The sequence below is a fragment of the Plantactinospora sp. WMMB334 genome (assembly GCF_049179095.1).
GTDB lineage: Bacteria > Actinomycetota > Actinomycetes > Mycobacteriales > Micromonosporaceae > Plantactinospora.
Genome location: NZ_JBMHME010000002.1, coordinates 7,553,006 through 7,568,448 on the forward strand (window position 1 = coordinate 7,553,006; position 15,443 = coordinate 7,568,448).

Genomic DNA, 15,443 nt, shown 5'->3' on the forward strand with positions numbered 1-15,443 from the left:
CGAACCGCTACCGGCAACTCGACTGTCGGCTTCCGGAGTACGCCGGAAAACGGGACGTCGCGGCGAGCGATGATCTTCTACCATCAGTCGCCCAACCTCGTTTCCTGTGACTTCCCTGTGAGTGTGGTGTGCGCGAGCTTTCCGTGCCCGAGCGCCTTGGCGTGTTCGGTCTGGGTGTCGCCGTCGCGGCGGCGGCCTGGCCGTACCTGACCGAGGCGACCGGCCTGGGGCTGCCGTGCCCACTGCGCTCGCTGACCGGGGTGCCGTGTCCGGGCTGCGGCCTGACCACGGCAGCGGTCGCCCTGGTCCGGGGCGACCTGGCCGGCGCGGTGGCGGCCAACCCGGTGATCGTCGGTCTGGCGGTGCTCTCGCTCGCCGTGCTTCCGCTGCTCGCGCTGCGGATGTCCGGCGTGCTGCCCCCGCCGGTGCGCTGGTCGGACCGGGCACGGCGGCGTACGGGGTGGGGCGTGGGCGTGCTCGCCTGCGCGAGTTGGTTGTTCCAGCTACACCGGCTCGGCGTGAGCTGAGCCGGGCAACTTTCCGACACCCCTTTGTGCTGAGGAGTACACCCCTTGAGTTACGCCAGTTGGGGCCCCCGGGTGGGCGCCTACCTCATCGACGCGGTGGTCGTGCTGCCGCTGGTCATCCTCGCCTACATCACCGGCGGCGCGAGCATGGACGCGGAGAGCGGCCAGGTCACCGGCCCCGGTCCGCTCTACTACGTCTTCCTGGTCCTCACGATCGCGCTCAGCGGCTACAACCGATGGTTCCTCGCCGGCAGGACAGGCCAGAGCTGGGGCAAGAAGGCGTTGGGCATCCGTCTGGTCGACGAGGCCGGCGGTGAGCCGATCGGCGCCGGCAAGGCGTTCGTCCGGGACATCGCGCACTTCGTCGACCAGATCATCTGCTACATCGGCTACCTCTTCCCGCTCTGGGACGCCAAGAGGCAGACCATCGCCGACAAGATCATGAAGACCGTGGTGGTGGACTGAGCGACCCGCCGGCCGGTCGCGGGTGGTCGAGCCGTCCGCGACCGGCCGGACTAGGCTGGCTGCGACCAGTTTCCGCGACCGAGGACTGGACGTGACCAGTTCCGCAACCGAGGAGTCGCCGTGCGCCCGGGTGGACAGCCCAACCTGCAGCAGATGATGAAGCAGGCGCAGAAGATGCAGCAGCAGCTCGCCGCCGCGCAGGCGGAGCTGGCCGAGGCGGAGCTGACCGGTACCGCCGGGGGCGGGCTGGTCACCGTGACCATCTCCGGTGCCGGCGAGGTCCGGGCCATCAGGATCGACCCGAAGGCGCTCGACCCGGAGGACGTGGAGACCCTCGAGGACCTCGTGCTGGCGGCCGTGCACAACGCCCATGACGAGGTGCGCAAGCTGACCGAGGAGAAGATGGGTCCGGTCACCGGCGGCATGGGCGGCCTCGGCCTGCCCGGTTTCTGAGCCACCCCGCGATGTACGAGGGTGCCATCCAGGATCTGATCGACGAGCTGGGGCGCCTGCCGGGGGTCGGTCCGAAGAGCGCCCAGCGGATCGCCTTCCACGTGCTCTCGGCCGATCCGGCCGACGTCACCCGGCTGGCCACCGCGCTGCGCCGGGTCAAGGAGCTGGTGCGGTTCTGCACCGTCTGCTACAACGTCGCCGAGTCGGAGCAGTGCCGGGTCTGCCGTGACCCGCGCCGGACCGAAGAGGTGCTCTGCGTCGTCGAGGAGCCCAAGGACGTGGTGGCGATCGAGCGGACCGGGGAGTTCCGCGGCCGCTACCACGTGCTCGGCGGCGCGATCAACCCGCTGGAGGGCGTCGGCCCGGACAACCTGCGGATCCGGGAGCTGCTGGGCCGGCTCGGCACCGGCACGGTCCGCGAGCTGATCCTGGCCACCGATCCGAACACCGAGGGCGAGGCCACCGCCACCTATCTGGCCCTGATGGTCAAGCCGATGGGCATCTCGGTGACCCGGCTCGCCAGCGGCCTGCCGGTCGGCGGCGACCTGGAGTACGCCGACGAGATCACGCTCGGTCGCGCCTTCGAGGGTCGCCGGGCGGTCTGACCGCGCCCCCGCTCCGAGGGGGCGTTCCCGGCCCACGGGGGCCCCGTTCCGGAGCGCTGCCGGCGCCGTCCGGGTCTGACATCGGCGGTGATCGAGTTAACGGACGATGTAACAAATTCGCATAGTCAGACACGGACAAATGCCTCGATTGTCGACCAGGCGCGACGCTCCGTCGCCGGTGCCATGACGGTAAAGACACGATCCGGTACCAACCCTTTCCTGGGCCGTTTCCGCTCGGTCCGCGCGGCGGCTAGTGTCTCGCCATCGGTGGCCCCCGTCACCGCGTTTGTCGTATCCACAGGACGAGGTGAAGCACACCATGCGTGCACCAGGACCGAAGGCCGCCATCGCGGCCGTAGCGGTCGCGGCCCTCGCGGTAGCCGGCTGTGCCGAAAGCGACCGCGGCGATTCGGGCACGAGCGAGAAGGACACACTGGTCTTCGGCGTCGCCGGTGACCCGAAGGTGCTCGATCCGAGCCTCGCCAGCGACGGTGAGTCGCTGCGGGTCGCCCGGCAGATCTTCGAGACCCTGGTCCGCCCCGAGGAGGGCGGCACCAAGATCACGCCGGGCCTCGCCGAGAGCTGGACCCCGGACTCGACCGGCACCGTCTGGACCTTCAAGCTCCGTTCGGGCGTGAAGTTCCACGACGGTACGGACTTCAACGCCGAGGCCGTCTGCGTCAACTTCAACCGCTGGTACAACGCCAAGGGCCTCATGCAGAGCCCGGACGTGACGGCGTACTGGCAGGACGTGATGGGCGGGTTCGCCGCCAACGAGCGGGACGACCTGGGAGAAAGCCTCTTCAAGTCCTGCACGCCGAAGGACGCGACCACCGTCGACCTCGCCTTCACCCGCGTCTCCAGCAAGGTTCCGGCCGCCCTGATGCTGCCGTCGTTCGCCATCCACAGTCCGAAGGCCCTGGAGGAGTTCCAGGCCAGCACCATCGGCGGCAGTGCTGACAACATCCAGTACCCGGCGTACGCGATGGAGCACCCGACCGGCACCGGGCCCTTCAAGTTCAAGTCCTGGGACATCGCCAACAAGACGCTGACGGTGGAGCGGAACGAGGAGTACACCGGCCCCGGCGGCAAGGCCAAGCTGAAGACCCTCATCTTCAAGACGATCTCGGACGAGAACGCCCGGAAGCAGGCGCTGCGCTCCGGCGACATCCAGGGGTACGACCTGGTCGGCCCCGCCGACGTCGAGCCGTTGAAGAGCGAGGGCTTCAACATGCTCACCCGTCCGGCGTTCAACATCCTCTACCTGGCGATCAACCAGAAGGGGAACCCGAAGCTCGCCGACGTCCGGGTCCGGCAGGCCATCGCGTACGCCCTGAACCGGCAGGCGCTTGTCGACTCCAAGCTGCCCCCGGGCGCCAAGGTCGCCACCCAGTTCTTCCCGGACACCGTGGAGGGCTGGAACCCGTCGGTCACCACGTACGACTACAACGTGGACAAGGCCAAGCAGCTCCTGGCCGAGGCCGGTGCGAGTGACCTGACCCTGCGGTTCCACTACCCGACCGAGGTCACCCGGCCGTACATGCCGAACCCGAAGGACCTCTTCGAGCTGCTCTCCGCCGACCTCCAGGCCGTCGGGATCAAGGTGACTCCGATCCCGCTGAAGTGGAGCCCGGACTACCTGAACGCGACCACCTCGGGCAGCGCACACGACCTGCACTTCCTCGGCTGGACCGGTGACTACGGCGACGGCTACAACTTCATCGGCACCTTCTTCGACCGGCAGAAGGACGAGTGGGGCTTCAACAACCCCGAGCTCTTCGCCCTCTTCCAGAAGGCCGACACCACCGCCGACACCACCGCCCGGTACGAGCTCTACAAGGAACTCAACGCCAAGATCATGGAGTTCCTGCCGGGTGTGCCGGTGTCGCACTCGCCGCCGGCGATCGTGTTCGCCAAGGACGTGACCGGCGTCAAGCCGAGCCCGCTCACCGACGAGCGGTTCGCCACCGCCGAGTTCACGTCCTGACACATAGAAAAGGGAACGCGGGCGGGCGCGCCCTGATCCCGGCCGGTGACCCCGGCCGGAGGTCAGTCCGGCGCCCGCCCGTGTCGCCCTCCGCACCCCGCCAGAGGCCGCCGTGTTCCGGTTCATCGTCAGACGCCTGTTGCAGCTGATACCCGCGCTCTTCGGGCTCTCCATCCTGTTGTTCATCTGGTTGCACCGGCTGCCCGGCGGTCCGGAGACCGCGATCCTGGGCGAGCGCGGCACCCCCGAGATGCGCGCCGCGATCCGCGAGAACCTCGGCCTGGACGAGCCGATCCTGGTGCAGTACGGCCGGTTCATGTCCCGGATGTTCCGGCTCGATCTCGGCACCTCGATCTCCACCAAGCGCGAGGTCACCACCGAGTTCCTGCAACGCTTCCCCGGCACGGTGGAGCTGGCGGCGACCGCGATGCTCATCGCGATCGCCGTCGGCATCCCGCTCGGCTATCTCGCCGCCCGCCGTCGCGGTCGGATCCTCGACCATCTCTCGGTCACCGGATCGCTGATCGGGGTCTGCATCCCGGTCTTCTTCCTGGCGTACGTGCTCAAGGCGATCTTCGCGGAGAATCTGCACCTCTTCCCGGCCAGCGGCCGGCAGGACCCGACCATCGACGCCACCCGGATCACCAACTTCTTCGTCCTCGACGGGCTGCTGACCCGCGAGTGGGACGCCGCCGCCGACGCGCTCTGGCACCTCGTGCTCCCCGGCCTGGCGCTGGCCAGCATCCCGCTGGCGATCATCGTCCGGATCACCCGGGCCAGCGTGCTCGAGGTGCTGGGCGAGGACTTCGTCCGTACCGCCGAGGCCAAGGGACTCACCGAGCGGGTCGTACGCCAGCGGCACGTGCTGCGCAACGCGATGCTGCCGGTCGCCACCACGATCGGCCTGCTCACCGGTGGCCTGCTCTCCGGCGCGGTGCTGACCGAGACCGTCTTCGCGTTCAGCGGCATCGGGGCCTTCATCGCCGACTCGATCAGCCAGCGTGACTATCCGGTGCTGATGGGCTTCATCATGATCATCGCGGTCGTCTTCGTACTGGTGAACCTGCTGGTCGACCTCTCCTACAGCCTGATCGACCCGAGGGTGAGGGTCCGATGAGCCCCGCAGCCGCGATGGAATGGAAGCTCCGATGACGCTTACCGACCGGGCCCGGAAGAAGGCGGAGAAGCTCGACCGGCTCGGCGAGCTCTCCGCGGCCCGCGACGAGGAACGCGGGGTCAGCCTCTGGCAGGAGGCGTTCCGCCGGCTCCGCCGCAACCCGGCGGCCATCGCCGGCGCCGTCGTGCTCGGCATCTTCCTGCTGGTCGCGATCGTCGGGCCGTTCTTCGTGCCGTACGGCCCGACCGACACGATCGGGATCCGGGAGGGCCTGGTCAAGTCGGGCCAGGGCATCATCCCCGGCCCCTCCGGCGACCACTGGCTCGGCTTCGACCACCAGGGGCGCGACGAGTTCAGCCGGCTCGTCGTCGGGGCCCGGCAGACCCTGCTGGTCGGCGTGGTGGCCACGCTTATCGGTTTGGCCGTCGGCGCCCTGATCGGCGGCGTCGCCGGCGCCGCCGCCGGGCTCGGCGGGCGCTGGGGACGCTGGGTCGACACCACGCTGATGCGGGTCGTCGACATGATGCTGGCGCTGCCCAGCCTGCTGCTCGCGGTCAGCATCGCCGCGCTGCTCGGGGCGAGCCTGATCACCGTGATGATCGCGGTCGGCGTGGTCTCGGTGCCGGTCTTCGCCCGGCTGCTGCGCGGTTCGATGATCGCCCAGGCGAACAGCGACTACGTGCTCGCCGCCACCTCGCTCGGGGTACGCCGCTCGAAGATCGCGCTGGGACACGTGCTGCCGAACTCGCTCGCCCCGGTCATCGTGCAGGCGACGCTGACCCTGGCGACCGCGATCATCGAGGCGGCGGCGCTCTCCTTCCTGGGCCTGGGCAACCCGGACACGGCGGTGCCGGAGTGGGGCGTGATGCTCGCCGACGCGCAGCCGTACCTGGGCATCCGGCCGGCACTGGCGATCTATCCGGCCGTGGCGATCATCATCACCGCGCTGGGCTTCACCCTGCTCGGTGAGGCGATGCGCGAGGCCCTCGACCCGAAGCTGCGGAAGTGATCTGTCATGGCACTGCTTGATGTGGACGATCTCTCCGTCACCTTCCGCCAGCGCGGAAAGCGTACGGTGCGGGCGGTCGACGGGGTCTCGTTCTCGGTGGACGCGGGCGAGGTCGTCGGCCTGGTCGGCGAGTCCGGCTGCGGCAAGAGCGTGACCTCGCTGGCGCTGATGGGCCTGCTGCCCCGGCAGCCCGGGATCTCCGTCGAGGGGCGGGCGGACTTCGACGGCACCGACCTGCTCCGGGTCGACCGGCGGACGATGCGGGACATCCGGGGCCGGGACGTCGCCATGATCTTCCAGGACCCGCTCTCCTCGCTGAATCCCGTCGTCCCGGTGGGCCGGCAGGTGACCGAGGTGCTGGCCCGGCACCGTGGGCTCGGCGGCGACGCGGCCCGCAAGGAGGCCGCCGAGCTGCTGGACCGGGTCGGCATCCCGGACCCGAACCGGCGGCTGAAGGAATATCCGCACCAGCTCTCCGGCGGGATGCGGCAGCGGGCGCTGATCGCGATCGCGGTGGCCTGCCGCCCCCGGCTGCTCATCGCCGACGAGCCCACCACGGCGCTTGACGTGACGATCCAGGCGCAGATCCTGGAGTTGCTCAAGGACCTGGTGCACGACTCCGGCACCGCGCTCGTGATGATCACGCACGACCTGGGCGTCGTCGCCGGGATGTGCGACACCGTCAACGTGCTGTACGCCGGCCGGGTGGTGGAGACCGCCCGCCGCAGGCCGCTCTTCGCCGAGCCGAGGCACCCGTACACGGTCGGGCTGCTCGGCTCGATTCCCCGGCTGGACGCCGGTCACGGCGAACGGCTCTCCCCGATCCCCGGCTCGGTCCGGGACGTGCTGCCGTGGGCGGACGGCTGCGCCTTCGCCCCCCGCTGCGACCGGCAGATCGAGGCGTGTCTCGGCCAGCCGCCGCAGCTCGCGCTGACCCACACCGACCGGACGTACCGGTGCGTCAACCCGGTGCCGCCGGCCGGCGCGACCTCGGCGCCACCCGCCTCGCCGACCGCGCCGGACCCGGCGGCGGAGGGAGTCGTGCCGGTGCAGGCCACGACGGGGGGAGGCCCGGCGCAGGCATCGGCGGAGGGAATGCCGGCACAGGCGACGCCGCCCGGAGACGAGGCGGTGCCGGCGCAGGAGCGGGCGACGCCGCCCGTCCCGGGCAGGGAGGAGTCGGCATGACCGACGTCAACAGGTCCGACACGACCGGGCAGTCCGCGAACCTGGTCGAGGTCCGCGACCTGAAGGTGCACTTCCCGATCACCCGGGGGGTGATCTTCGACCGGGTCGTCGGCCACGTCAGGGCGGTGGACGGGGTCGACCTGACCATTCCGCGCGGCAAGACGTACGGGCTGGTCGGTGAGTCGGGCTGCGGCAAGTCGACGCTCGGCCGGGCGGTCCTCCAGTTGACCAGGCCGACCGGCGGGCAGGTGAGCTTCGACGGTGTGGAGCTGACCGGGCTGCCGCCGAACCGGCTCCGCGCGATGCGCCGCCGGATGCAGATGATCTTCCAGGATCCGATGTCCAGCCTGGACCCCCGGCAGAACGTCGAGTCGATCCTGGTGGAGGGCCTACAGGCACACGGGATCGGCGCCGACCGGGCCGCCCGCCGGGAGATCATCACCAATACGCTGGACGCGGTCGGGCTGCCGAAGTGGGCGCTGTCCCGCTATCCGCACGAGTTCTCCGGCGGGCAGCGCCAACGCATCGGCATCGCCCGGGCACTGGTGCTCGGCCCGGAGCTGATCGTGGCCGACGAGCCCGTCTCCGCCCTGGACGTGTCTATCCAGGCCCAGGTGGTGAACCTGCTCGACGAACTCCAGGACGAGCTGGGATTGACCTACCTGGTGATCGCGCACGACCTGGCGGTGGTGCGGCACATCTCCGACGTGGTCGGCGTGATGTATCTCGGTGCGCTGGTCGAGGAGGCGCCGAGCGACCGGCTCTACCGGGAGCCGCTGCACCCGTACACCCGGGCGCTGATGTCGGCGGTGCCGGTGCCGGACCCGGAGGTGGAGGACCGCCGGGAGCGGATCCTGCTCGCCGGTGACCTCCCCTCGCCGGCCAACCCGCCGGCCGGCTGCCGCTTCCACACCCGCTGCCCGTGGGCGCAGCCGACCCGCTGTGCGGACGAGCGGCCGGCGCTGCGCCCGATCGGCGACACCCAGGTCGCCTGCCACTGGGCGGAGCCGATCGCCAGCGGCGAGCTCCGCCCGCACCGGGTGAGCGCCCACCTCACCCACCCAACCGACGAGGGCGAAACCCCCACCGTCGTCTCCGCCCCCAGCGAACCCGGCTCCTTCGTGTAAGGAAGGGCCCCCGCTTATCGTTTTCTGTGGTAGCGGGGGCCCTTCCTAACCGTTCAGGCGGGTAGCCAGATCGGGCGCCAGTCGGGCAGCTCGTGATAGCGGCGCAGCTCGGCCAGGCCGCTGAGCCAGCCGGTCCAGCCCGCGTACGGCGGCCGGTCGAACCCGCTCTGCACGAAGGAGAGCTTGGTCTTCCCCTCGCTCCCCTCCAGCTCCCAGCTCACCACGCCGATCGGACCCCAGTCGACGGTCATCGCCCGGCCGGGAGTCAGGTCGAGCACCTTTGCCGGGTTGGGGTTGTTGTCGAAGCCGCCCATTGCCCAGCGGCCGCCGACGAAGGGCTCGATCTCGATCGGGTGGCCGAACCACTCCGAGGCCTTCGCCGAGTCGGTCAGCGACTCGTAGATTGCCTCGGGCGGCGCGTCGATGACGATCTCCTCGGCCATCTTCGCCGAGGTGAAGTCGGTCTTCGGGGTGAGCGGTCGCCCCTCGACGTGGTCGACCAGGTTGGCGATCGCCAGCGCCCAGTACGTCTGGAGCACGCCCCGGATGCTGGCCCCGCTGATCACGTCGTCGAAGCTCCAGTGCGTCTGGGAGAGCGCGATGACGGTCGACTCGGCACCCTCCTCGGTGAGGGTGATCTCGGTGGTGGTCTCCTCGCCGTCGAGCAGCCAGATGAACCGCAGGGTGTGGTCATCGGCGTGCAGCAGCCGCTGGTGCGGCGCGTCCCCCTCCGGGGTGTACCGCCCCCAGAACTCGTACCGGTGCGGCAGCTCGACCTCGGCGTGCTCGGCGAGCCAGACGCGCAGCTCGGTGGCGTCGGTCAGGGCCTGCCAGACGGCCTTGGCCGGCGCGGCGGCCCGGGCGCGGAGGGTCAACGGTGCGGTCATGTGGTGCCTCCATGTGGATAGCAGGCCACGGCCAGCTTGAAGGCGTCGCCTTCGGCTCCGCCGTAGCGGGTGAAGAGGTCCTGCAGTGCGGTCTGCAGGTCGGTCAGGAACTGTTGGCGTTGCTCGGTCGGGACCCGGATCTCGCCGGAGACCCCGATCGAGGGCAGCTCGGGGGCGGTGCGGTCCAGCGCGGCGACGTCGGCCTGGACCTCCTCCATCAGGTCGAGCAGGTAGCCGAGGCTCATCTCGTCCTGCGCCCTGCGCAGCCCGATCCGGCCGACCAGCCGGGGGGAGAGCCAGTAGGACCGGGCGCTCGCCTGGTAGATGCCCTCGGCGATGCCCCGGACCCTGCGCTCGGAGACCTGGTCGACGAGGCCGGCCTCGACCAGGCGCTTGACGTGGTAGTAGACCCGCTGCGGGGTCTGGCCGAGTTGCGTGGCCACCTCGGTGCAGGTGTGCGGCTCGGCGAGTTGCCGCAGCACCTCGATGCGCTGCGGCTTGAGCAGGGTCTCGGCCTGCTCCATCTGCTCCAGGTACATGACGTCTCTCATGGCAAAAACAATCCTGTACGTAAAATTAGATTTTGTCAATTGCCTACGGTGGAGTCATGGCGGAGCCGACCCGGGCGACCGGGTCGGCAGTCAGGTCAGGCGGCGGCCGCTAGCCTTCGGGGCGGTCGAGCAGGCCGACCGCGATGGTGTGCACCGCGGCCACGTCGGCCGGGTCGGCCAGCGGCGCCCGGCCGCCGGTCACCGTGTACCACTCGGCGGCGTCCTTGTACTGCACCCGCAGCACGGCGTGCTTCCCGTCCAGTTCGGTGCGGAGCGTCAGCTCTCCGGTGATCACGCCGACGTCGTCGGTCATCACCCCGCCGGGACCGGCGGTGATGTCGGTGCTCTGCGCCGCAGCTGGTGTCTCGCCCATCAGCAGCTCCCCAACATGTCGCCGAGTGCGGCCTGCTCGGCGGAGGTCACCGAGAGTTTCCAGTAGTGCTTGACCGCGATCCAGTCCTTCGCGTACCGGCACCAGTCGTCCCGGTTCGACGGCTTCCACTGCGACGGATCCTGGTCACCCTTTGCCCTGTTCGACGACGCCGAAACCGCCATCAGCTGCGGCCGGTCCAGGTCGTTGGCGAAGTCGCTGCGCTTGTCGTCGTTCCACTCGTCGGCGCCCGAGCGCCAGGCGTTGGCCAGCGGCACCATGTGGTCGATGTCCACGTCCGAGGGGTCGGCGAGGGTCCGCTTGTCGTACCGGCTCGACCAGCGCCCCCCGACCACGTTGCAGCCGGAGAGCTTGATGTCGGTGCCGTCCCGCTGCAGCACGGTGTCCCGGACGTCGCAGTTCTTGCCCGCCTTGCGCCAGTGCGGAAAGCGCTCCCGGCTGTAGCCCCGCATCGAACCGGCGCTGGCCACGGTGAGCTGGTCGAGCTGGGCCCGGGTGTCGGCCGGCCCGGACGACCGCTCGGGCAGCGGACTCTCGACCGGGGCGCAGGCGACACCGGCGGCGAGCAGGCCGGCGAGGACGGCCGCTGTTCCCGACCGGGCTAGTGATCTGGTACGGATGAACGGCACGCTTCCAGCCTGGGTGGTGTGGACCGGTGGGGAGGCGACCGGCCGCGGTTCCGGCGTTTCGCGGCATCTTACGACACAGGCAGGGCAGATTGACACCGTGAGTGATTCATCGAGCAGGTCGCCGAAGTCGAACCGGTCGGAGGAGTCGAATCGATCGGAGGAGTCGAGCGGATCGCCGACCTCGGGCGGGTCCGAGAAGTCGGGCGGGCCCCCGACGTCGGATGGGTCGCGGGCGTCGCCGCTGCGGATGGCCAGCAGAGCCGGCCGGGGCACGCTGCTCGCCGCCGTGGTCGCCTCGGGCATGGTCTTCCTGGACGCCACGGTGGTCAACGTGGCGCTGCCCCACCTCGGTGCCGAGTTGCACGCGAGCACGGCCGGCCTACAGTGGACCCTCAACGGCTACCTTCTCACCCTGGCCGCCTTCGTACTGCTCGGCGGCGCCCTCGGCGACCGGCTCGGCCGGCGGCGGGTCTTCCTCGCCGGTGTGCTGGCGTTCACCGCCGCCTCCGTGCTCTGCGGTGCGGCGCTGAACATCGAATGGCTGATCGCCGCCCGCTTCCTCCAGGGCCTCGGCGGCGCACTGCTGACCCCCGGCTCGCTCGCGCTGCTCCAGGCCAGCTTCCATCCCGACGAGCGGGGCCGGGTGATCGGAGCCTGGTCCGGCCTGGCCGGTGTCTCGACCGCGCTCGGCCCCTTCCTCGGCGGCTGGCTGATCGACGCGCTCTCCTGGCGGGCCATCTTCTTCCTCAACCTGCCGCTCGCGGTGATCGTGATCCTGGCCGCCCTCCGCTGGACCCCGGAGAGCCGGTCCGACGGGGCGGCGGCGGCCCGGTTCGACGTGGCCGGCTCGCTGCTCGGCGCCCTCGGCCTGGCCGGCGTCACGTACGCGCTGATCGAGGCGAAGCAGTTCGGCTCCGGCGCCGTGCAGGTGGTGGGCGCCGGTGTGCTCGGGGTGGCCGCCGCGGTCGGGTTCGTGCTGCTGGAGCGGCACCGGGGCGAGCGGGCCATGCTGCCGCCGACGCTCTTCGCCACCCGGCTCTTCGGGGTGCTCAACGTCTACACCGTGCTGGTCTACGCCGCGCTGACCGGTCTCACCTTCTTCTTCGCCGTCTACCTGCAGAACACCGTCGGCTACTCCGCCTTCCAGACCGGCCTGGCCACGCTCCCGATGACGGTCCTGCTGCTGGTCGGCTCGGCCCGCTCCGGCGCGCTCGCCGCCCGGATCGGGCCGCGCCCGCAGCTCAGCATCGGCCCGCTCGTCTCCGCCGCCGGGCTGTTGCTGCTGCACGGGGTGAGCCGGGGCGACTCGTACTGGATCCACATCCTGCCCGGGATCACCCTCTTCGGCCTCGGCATGACTCTGGTGGTGGCCCCGCTGACCGCCTCGGTGCTGGCCGCCGCACCGGACCGGCTGGCCGGCGCGGCCAGCGGCTTCAACAACGCCGCCTCCCGGGTCGGCGGGCTGCTCGCCGTCTCCGCGCTGCCGCTGGTGGTCGGGCTCTCCGGCGGCGGCTACGAACGCTCCGGGCAGCTCACTCCGGCGTACCGGCAGGCGGTGCTCTGGTGCGCCGGGCTCATGGTGCTCGGTGCGGCCCTCGCCGCCGTGCTGGTGCACCGGCCGGGCCGGGAACCGAAGAAGTCCCGGCCCTGCGCGACCCTTCCGCCCCCACCCACGCACCAGCACGAGGTGTAAGGAAGGGCCCCCGCTTATCGTTTTCTGTTGTAGCGGGGGCCCTTCCTAACGCTTCAGCTCAGCGCAGGGCGCGGTTGACGGCGCTGGTCACCGCCCGGACCGACGCCGTCACGATGTTGGCGTCCAGGCCGACGCCCCAGACCGTACGACCGTCGACCTCGCACTCCACGTACGCGGCGGCCAGGGCGTCGCCGCCGGCGGACATCGCGTGCTCGTGGTAGTCGAGCACCCGTACCCGGACGTCGAGCGCCTGCAACGCGTTGACGTACGCGTCGATCGGGCCGTTGCCGGTAGCCGAGAGCGGCCGGCGGTCGCCGCCGAACCGGGCGTCCGCCTCGATCTCGACCTTGCCGTCGACGGTGCCGATCGTGTAGCTCTCCACCCGGAGCGCCGGCTCCGGTTGCCGGTCGACGAGGTACTCCTCGGCGAAGAGCTGCCACATCCGGGCCGGCTCCACCTCGCCACCGCCGTCGTCGGTGACCCGCTGCACCACGCCGGAGAATTCGATCTGCAACCGTCGCGGCAGGTCCAGGTGGTGCTCGGTCTTCATGACGTACGCGACGCCGCCCTTGCCGGACTGCGAGTTGACCCGGATCACCGCTTCGTAGGTGCGGCCCAGGTCCTTCGGGTCGATCGGCAGGTACGGCACCGCCCAGGCGAACTCGTCGACCGGCACCCCGGCCGCCTTCGCGTCGGCGTGCAGCGCGTCGAAGCCCTTGTTGATCGCGTCCTGGTGGGAGCCGGAGAAGGCGGTGTAGACCAGGTCACCGGCGTACGGGTGCCGCTCGTGCACGGGTAGCTGGTTGCAGTACTCGACGGCCCGCTTGACGTCGTCGATGTGGGAGAAGTCGATCTGCGGGTCGATGCCCTGGGAGAAGAGGTTCAGCCCCAGGGTGACCAGGTCGACGTTGCCGGTCCGCTCGCCGTTGCCGAAGAGGCAGCCCTCGATCCGGTCGGCCCCGGCCAGCAGCCCCAACTCGGCGGCGGCGACCCCGGTGCCCCGGTCGTTGTGCGGGTGCAGGGAGAGGACCACGCTCTCCCGGCGCGGCAGGTGCCGGTGCATCCACTCGATCGAGTCGGCGTAGACGTTCGGAGTGGCCATCTCCACGGTCGCCGGCAGGTTGATGATCAGCGGCCGGGCCGGCGTCGGGTCGATCACCTCGATCACCGCCGCGCAGACCTCCAGCGCGTAGTCGAGCTCGGTGCCGGTGTACGACTCCGGCGAGTACTCGTAGAAGACGTCGGTGTCCGGGGTGTGGATCTCGTGGTATTTCCGGCAGAGCCGGGCGCCGGAGGTGGCGATGTCGGTGATCCCGGCCCGGTCCAGGCCGAAGACCACCCGGCGTTGCAGGGTCGAGGTCGAGTTGTAGAAGTGCACGATCGCCCGCTTCGCACCCCGGATCGCCTCGAAGGTGCGGTCGATCAGGTGCTCCCGGCACTGGGTCAGCACCTGGATGGTGACGTCCTCGGGGATCAGGTCCTGCTCGATCAACTGCCGGACGAAGTCGAAGTCGGTCTGGCTGGCGGAGGGGAAGCCGACCTCGATCTCCTTGTAGCCCATCTGCACCAGCAGCTGGAACATCCGCCGCTTGCGCTCCGGCGACATCGGGTCGATCAGGGCCTGGTTGCCGTCGCGGAGGTCGACCGCGCACCACCGGGGCGCGGCCTCGACGCGCCGGCTCGGCCACCGCCGGTCGGGCAGGTCGATCGCGAACTGCCGGTGGTAGGGCTCGTAGCGCTGGTACGGCATCCGGCTGGGCCGCTGCCGGGCGATCGGATCACCGTCGACGGTGGCGCCGACGGGGGGAACGCTGTCGACGGTGGTGCTGCTGTCGGCAGCGGTGTCGCTGTCGACGGTGGTGCCGTTGAAGGTCGTGCCGGCGGGTTGTGCCATGACGGGTTGCTCCTGTGGTCATGTGGCCTGAGCGCCGAGGATCGGCGGGCAGCACCGAGGGTCAGATCGAGATGTCGGATCTTCGAGAGTCCGGCCGCGACGGAGGGTCGACCGGGGATGCAGGACGGCGCGCATCAACTCCGCGACGAGGTGCCGGCCTGAGGGGCCTCGTCGCGGCAGCGAAGAAGCAGGGCCTGCCACATGACAACTGTCACCATATGTGCTTGGTCCGGGATCCGTAAACGCAGTCCGCAATCTGGGAACCGCCCCCGGTGCCACCGGAGCGTGCCGGAAGCCGCCGTCGTCGCGGTCAGCCCAGCATCAACTCGGCCAGCGGGCGGCGCTGGCGCAGGCCGATCTCCCGGGCACGCAGGTCGTCGGGGAGCGCGAACGGGTCACCGAGCCGGCCCACCGCGACCACCACGTGCGGCCGTACCTCGGGGGAGAGTTCCAGGTCGGCGCGGAGACCGGCGGCGTCGAAGCGGGATATCTGCCGTACGTGGAGGCGCAGCGCCGTGGCCTGGACCGTGAGATGCGCCACCGCCTGACCCAGGTCGTAGGCGGCGTACGGCAGCGGACCGCCGTCGGCCCCGGCGACGGCGTGCGCCCCGAGCAGCAGCGCCGAGGCCCGGCCGGCCCACCGCTGGTCGGCGGCGGAGAGGTTGGTCAGGATCCGCTTGAACGCCTCGGCGTGCCGCCGGCCCACCAGGAAGCGCCACGGTTGGCTGTTGCCGGCCGACGGTGCCCACCGGGCCGCTTCCAGCAGCGACGCGAGGTCCGCGTCGGTGAGGTCGGCGACCGGGTCGAAGGCGTACGGACTCCACCGCGTCGCCAGGATCGGGGAGAGCTGGGCCATGGTGCCGAGTGTGCCGTATCGGGCACTCTGTCCCCCACCCGGGGTCACCAGAAGTGATCGGGCG

The 15,443-nt window shown here is 70.5% G+C and carries 16 protein-coding genes; 10 read left to right on the top strand and 6 right to left on the bottom strand.

All coding sequences use genetic code 11. The features are described from left to right. The first annotated feature begins 143 nt into the window (after positions 1 to 143). The 9 genes from ACN27G_RS32745 (at position 144) to ACN27G_RS32785 (ending at position 8,478) form a co-directional block, all read left to right on the top strand. Positions 144 to 527 (top strand): DUF2752 domain-containing protein, encoded by a 384-nt coding sequence (locus ACN27G_RS32745; protein ID WP_421496518.1) that lies wholly within the window; start codon positions 144 to 146, stop codon positions 525 to 527. A gap of 45 nt (positions 528 to 572) precedes the next feature. Then, positions 573 to 992, top strand: a complete 420-nt coding sequence (locus ACN27G_RS32750) for an RDD family protein (protein ID WP_421496519.1) — start codon at positions 573 to 575, stop codon at positions 990 to 992. 144 nt (positions 993 to 1,136) lie between these two features. After that, positions 1,137 to 1,445: a YbaB/EbfC family nucleoid-associated protein gene (locus ACN27G_RS32755; RefSeq protein ID WP_421497548.1), complete on the top strand. Its 309-nt coding sequence runs from the start codon at positions 1,137 to 1,139 to the stop codon at positions 1,443 to 1,445. Positions 1,446 to 1,456: 11 nt separating this feature from the next. Next, the gene (gene recR / locus ACN27G_RS32760) at positions 1,457 to 2,050 is read left to right on the top strand and encodes a recombination mediator RecR (RefSeq protein ID WP_421496520.1); all 594 of its coding nucleotides are present in this window, start codon (positions 1,457 to 1,459) and stop codon (positions 2,048 to 2,050) included. Between the two features lie 319 nt (positions 2,051 to 2,369). Then, positions 2,370 to 4,037 (top strand): ABC transporter substrate-binding protein, encoded by a 1,668-nt coding sequence (locus tag ACN27G_RS32765; RefSeq protein ID WP_421496521.1) that lies wholly within the window; start codon positions 2,370 to 2,372, stop codon positions 4,035 to 4,037. 112 nt (positions 4,038 to 4,149) lie between these two features. Next, the gene (locus tag ACN27G_RS32770; protein WP_421496522.1) at positions 4,150 to 5,154 is read left to right on the top strand and encodes an ABC transporter permease; all 1,005 of its coding nucleotides are present in this window, start codon (positions 4,150 to 4,152) and stop codon (positions 5,152 to 5,154) included. A gap of 31 nt (positions 5,155 to 5,185) precedes the next feature. After that, positions 5,186 to 6,163: an ABC transporter permease gene (locus tag ACN27G_RS32775; protein WP_421496523.1), complete on the top strand. Its 978-nt coding sequence runs from the start codon at positions 5,186 to 5,188 to the stop codon at positions 6,161 to 6,163. Positions 6,164 to 6,169: 6 nt separating this feature from the next. Continuing rightward, positions 6,170 to 7,351 (top strand): oligopeptide/dipeptide ABC transporter ATP-binding protein, encoded by a 1,182-nt coding sequence (locus tag ACN27G_RS32780; protein ID WP_421496524.1) that lies wholly within the window; start codon positions 6,170 to 6,172, stop codon positions 7,349 to 7,351. Continuing rightward, positions 7,348 to 8,478, top strand: a complete 1,131-nt coding sequence (locus tag ACN27G_RS32785) for an ABC transporter ATP-binding protein (protein ID WP_421496525.1) — start codon at positions 7,348 to 7,350, stop codon at positions 8,476 to 8,478. Before ACN27G_RS32780 ends, ACN27G_RS32785 begins: the two co-directional genes overlap by 4 nt. Before the next feature lie 53 nt (positions 8,479 to 8,531). Here ACN27G_RS32785 and ACN27G_RS32790 read toward each other — a convergent pair whose 3' ends face one another. The 4 genes from ACN27G_RS32790 to ACN27G_RS32805 all read right to left on the bottom strand — a co-directional run bounded on the left by ACN27G_RS32790 (position 8,532) and on the right by ACN27G_RS32805 (position 10,927). Further along, a complete protein-coding gene (locus tag ACN27G_RS32790) occupies positions 8,532 to 9,365 on the bottom strand; it encodes an SRPBCC family protein (protein WP_421496526.1) in 834 nt (277 codons plus the stop codon). After that, positions 9,362 to 9,916 (bottom strand): helix-turn-helix domain-containing protein, encoded by a 555-nt coding sequence (locus ACN27G_RS32795; protein WP_421496527.1) that lies wholly within the window; start codon positions 9,914 to 9,916, stop codon positions 9,362 to 9,364. The genes ACN27G_RS32790 and ACN27G_RS32795 overlap by 4 nt, the downstream gene beginning before the upstream one ends. A gap of 109 nt (positions 9,917 to 10,025) precedes the next feature. Further along, positions 10,026 to 10,394, bottom strand: a complete 369-nt coding sequence (locus tag ACN27G_RS32800; RefSeq protein WP_421497549.1) for a hypothetical protein — start codon at positions 10,392 to 10,394, stop codon at positions 10,026 to 10,028. Further along, the gene (locus tag ACN27G_RS32805; RefSeq protein WP_421497550.1) at positions 10,289 to 10,927 is read right to left on the bottom strand and encodes an HNH endonuclease family protein; all 639 of its coding nucleotides are present in this window, start codon (positions 10,925 to 10,927) and stop codon (positions 10,289 to 10,291) included. Before ACN27G_RS32805 ends, ACN27G_RS32800 begins: the two co-directional genes overlap by 106 nt. 256 nt (positions 10,928 to 11,183) lie before the next feature. Between ACN27G_RS32805 and ACN27G_RS32810 the strand changes: the two genes are divergently transcribed. Beyond that, a complete protein-coding gene (locus ACN27G_RS32810; RefSeq protein ID WP_421496528.1) occupies positions 11,184 to 12,629 on the top strand; it encodes an MFS transporter in 1,446 nt (481 codons plus the stop codon). Positions 12,630 to 12,687: 58 nt separating this feature from the next. On the opposite strand, the gene leuA is transcribed toward ACN27G_RS32810, so the two are convergent. After that, a complete protein-coding gene (gene leuA / locus ACN27G_RS32815) occupies positions 12,688 to 14,379 on the bottom strand; it encodes a 2-isopropylmalate synthase (RefSeq protein ID WP_421497551.1) in 1,692 nt (563 codons plus the stop codon). Between the two features lie 454 nt (positions 14,380 to 14,833). After that, positions 14,834 to 15,379, bottom strand: a complete 546-nt coding sequence (locus tag ACN27G_RS32820) for a nitroreductase family protein (protein ID WP_421496529.1) — start codon at positions 15,377 to 15,379, stop codon at positions 14,834 to 14,836. Positions 15,380 to 15,443 lie beyond the last annotated feature (64 nt).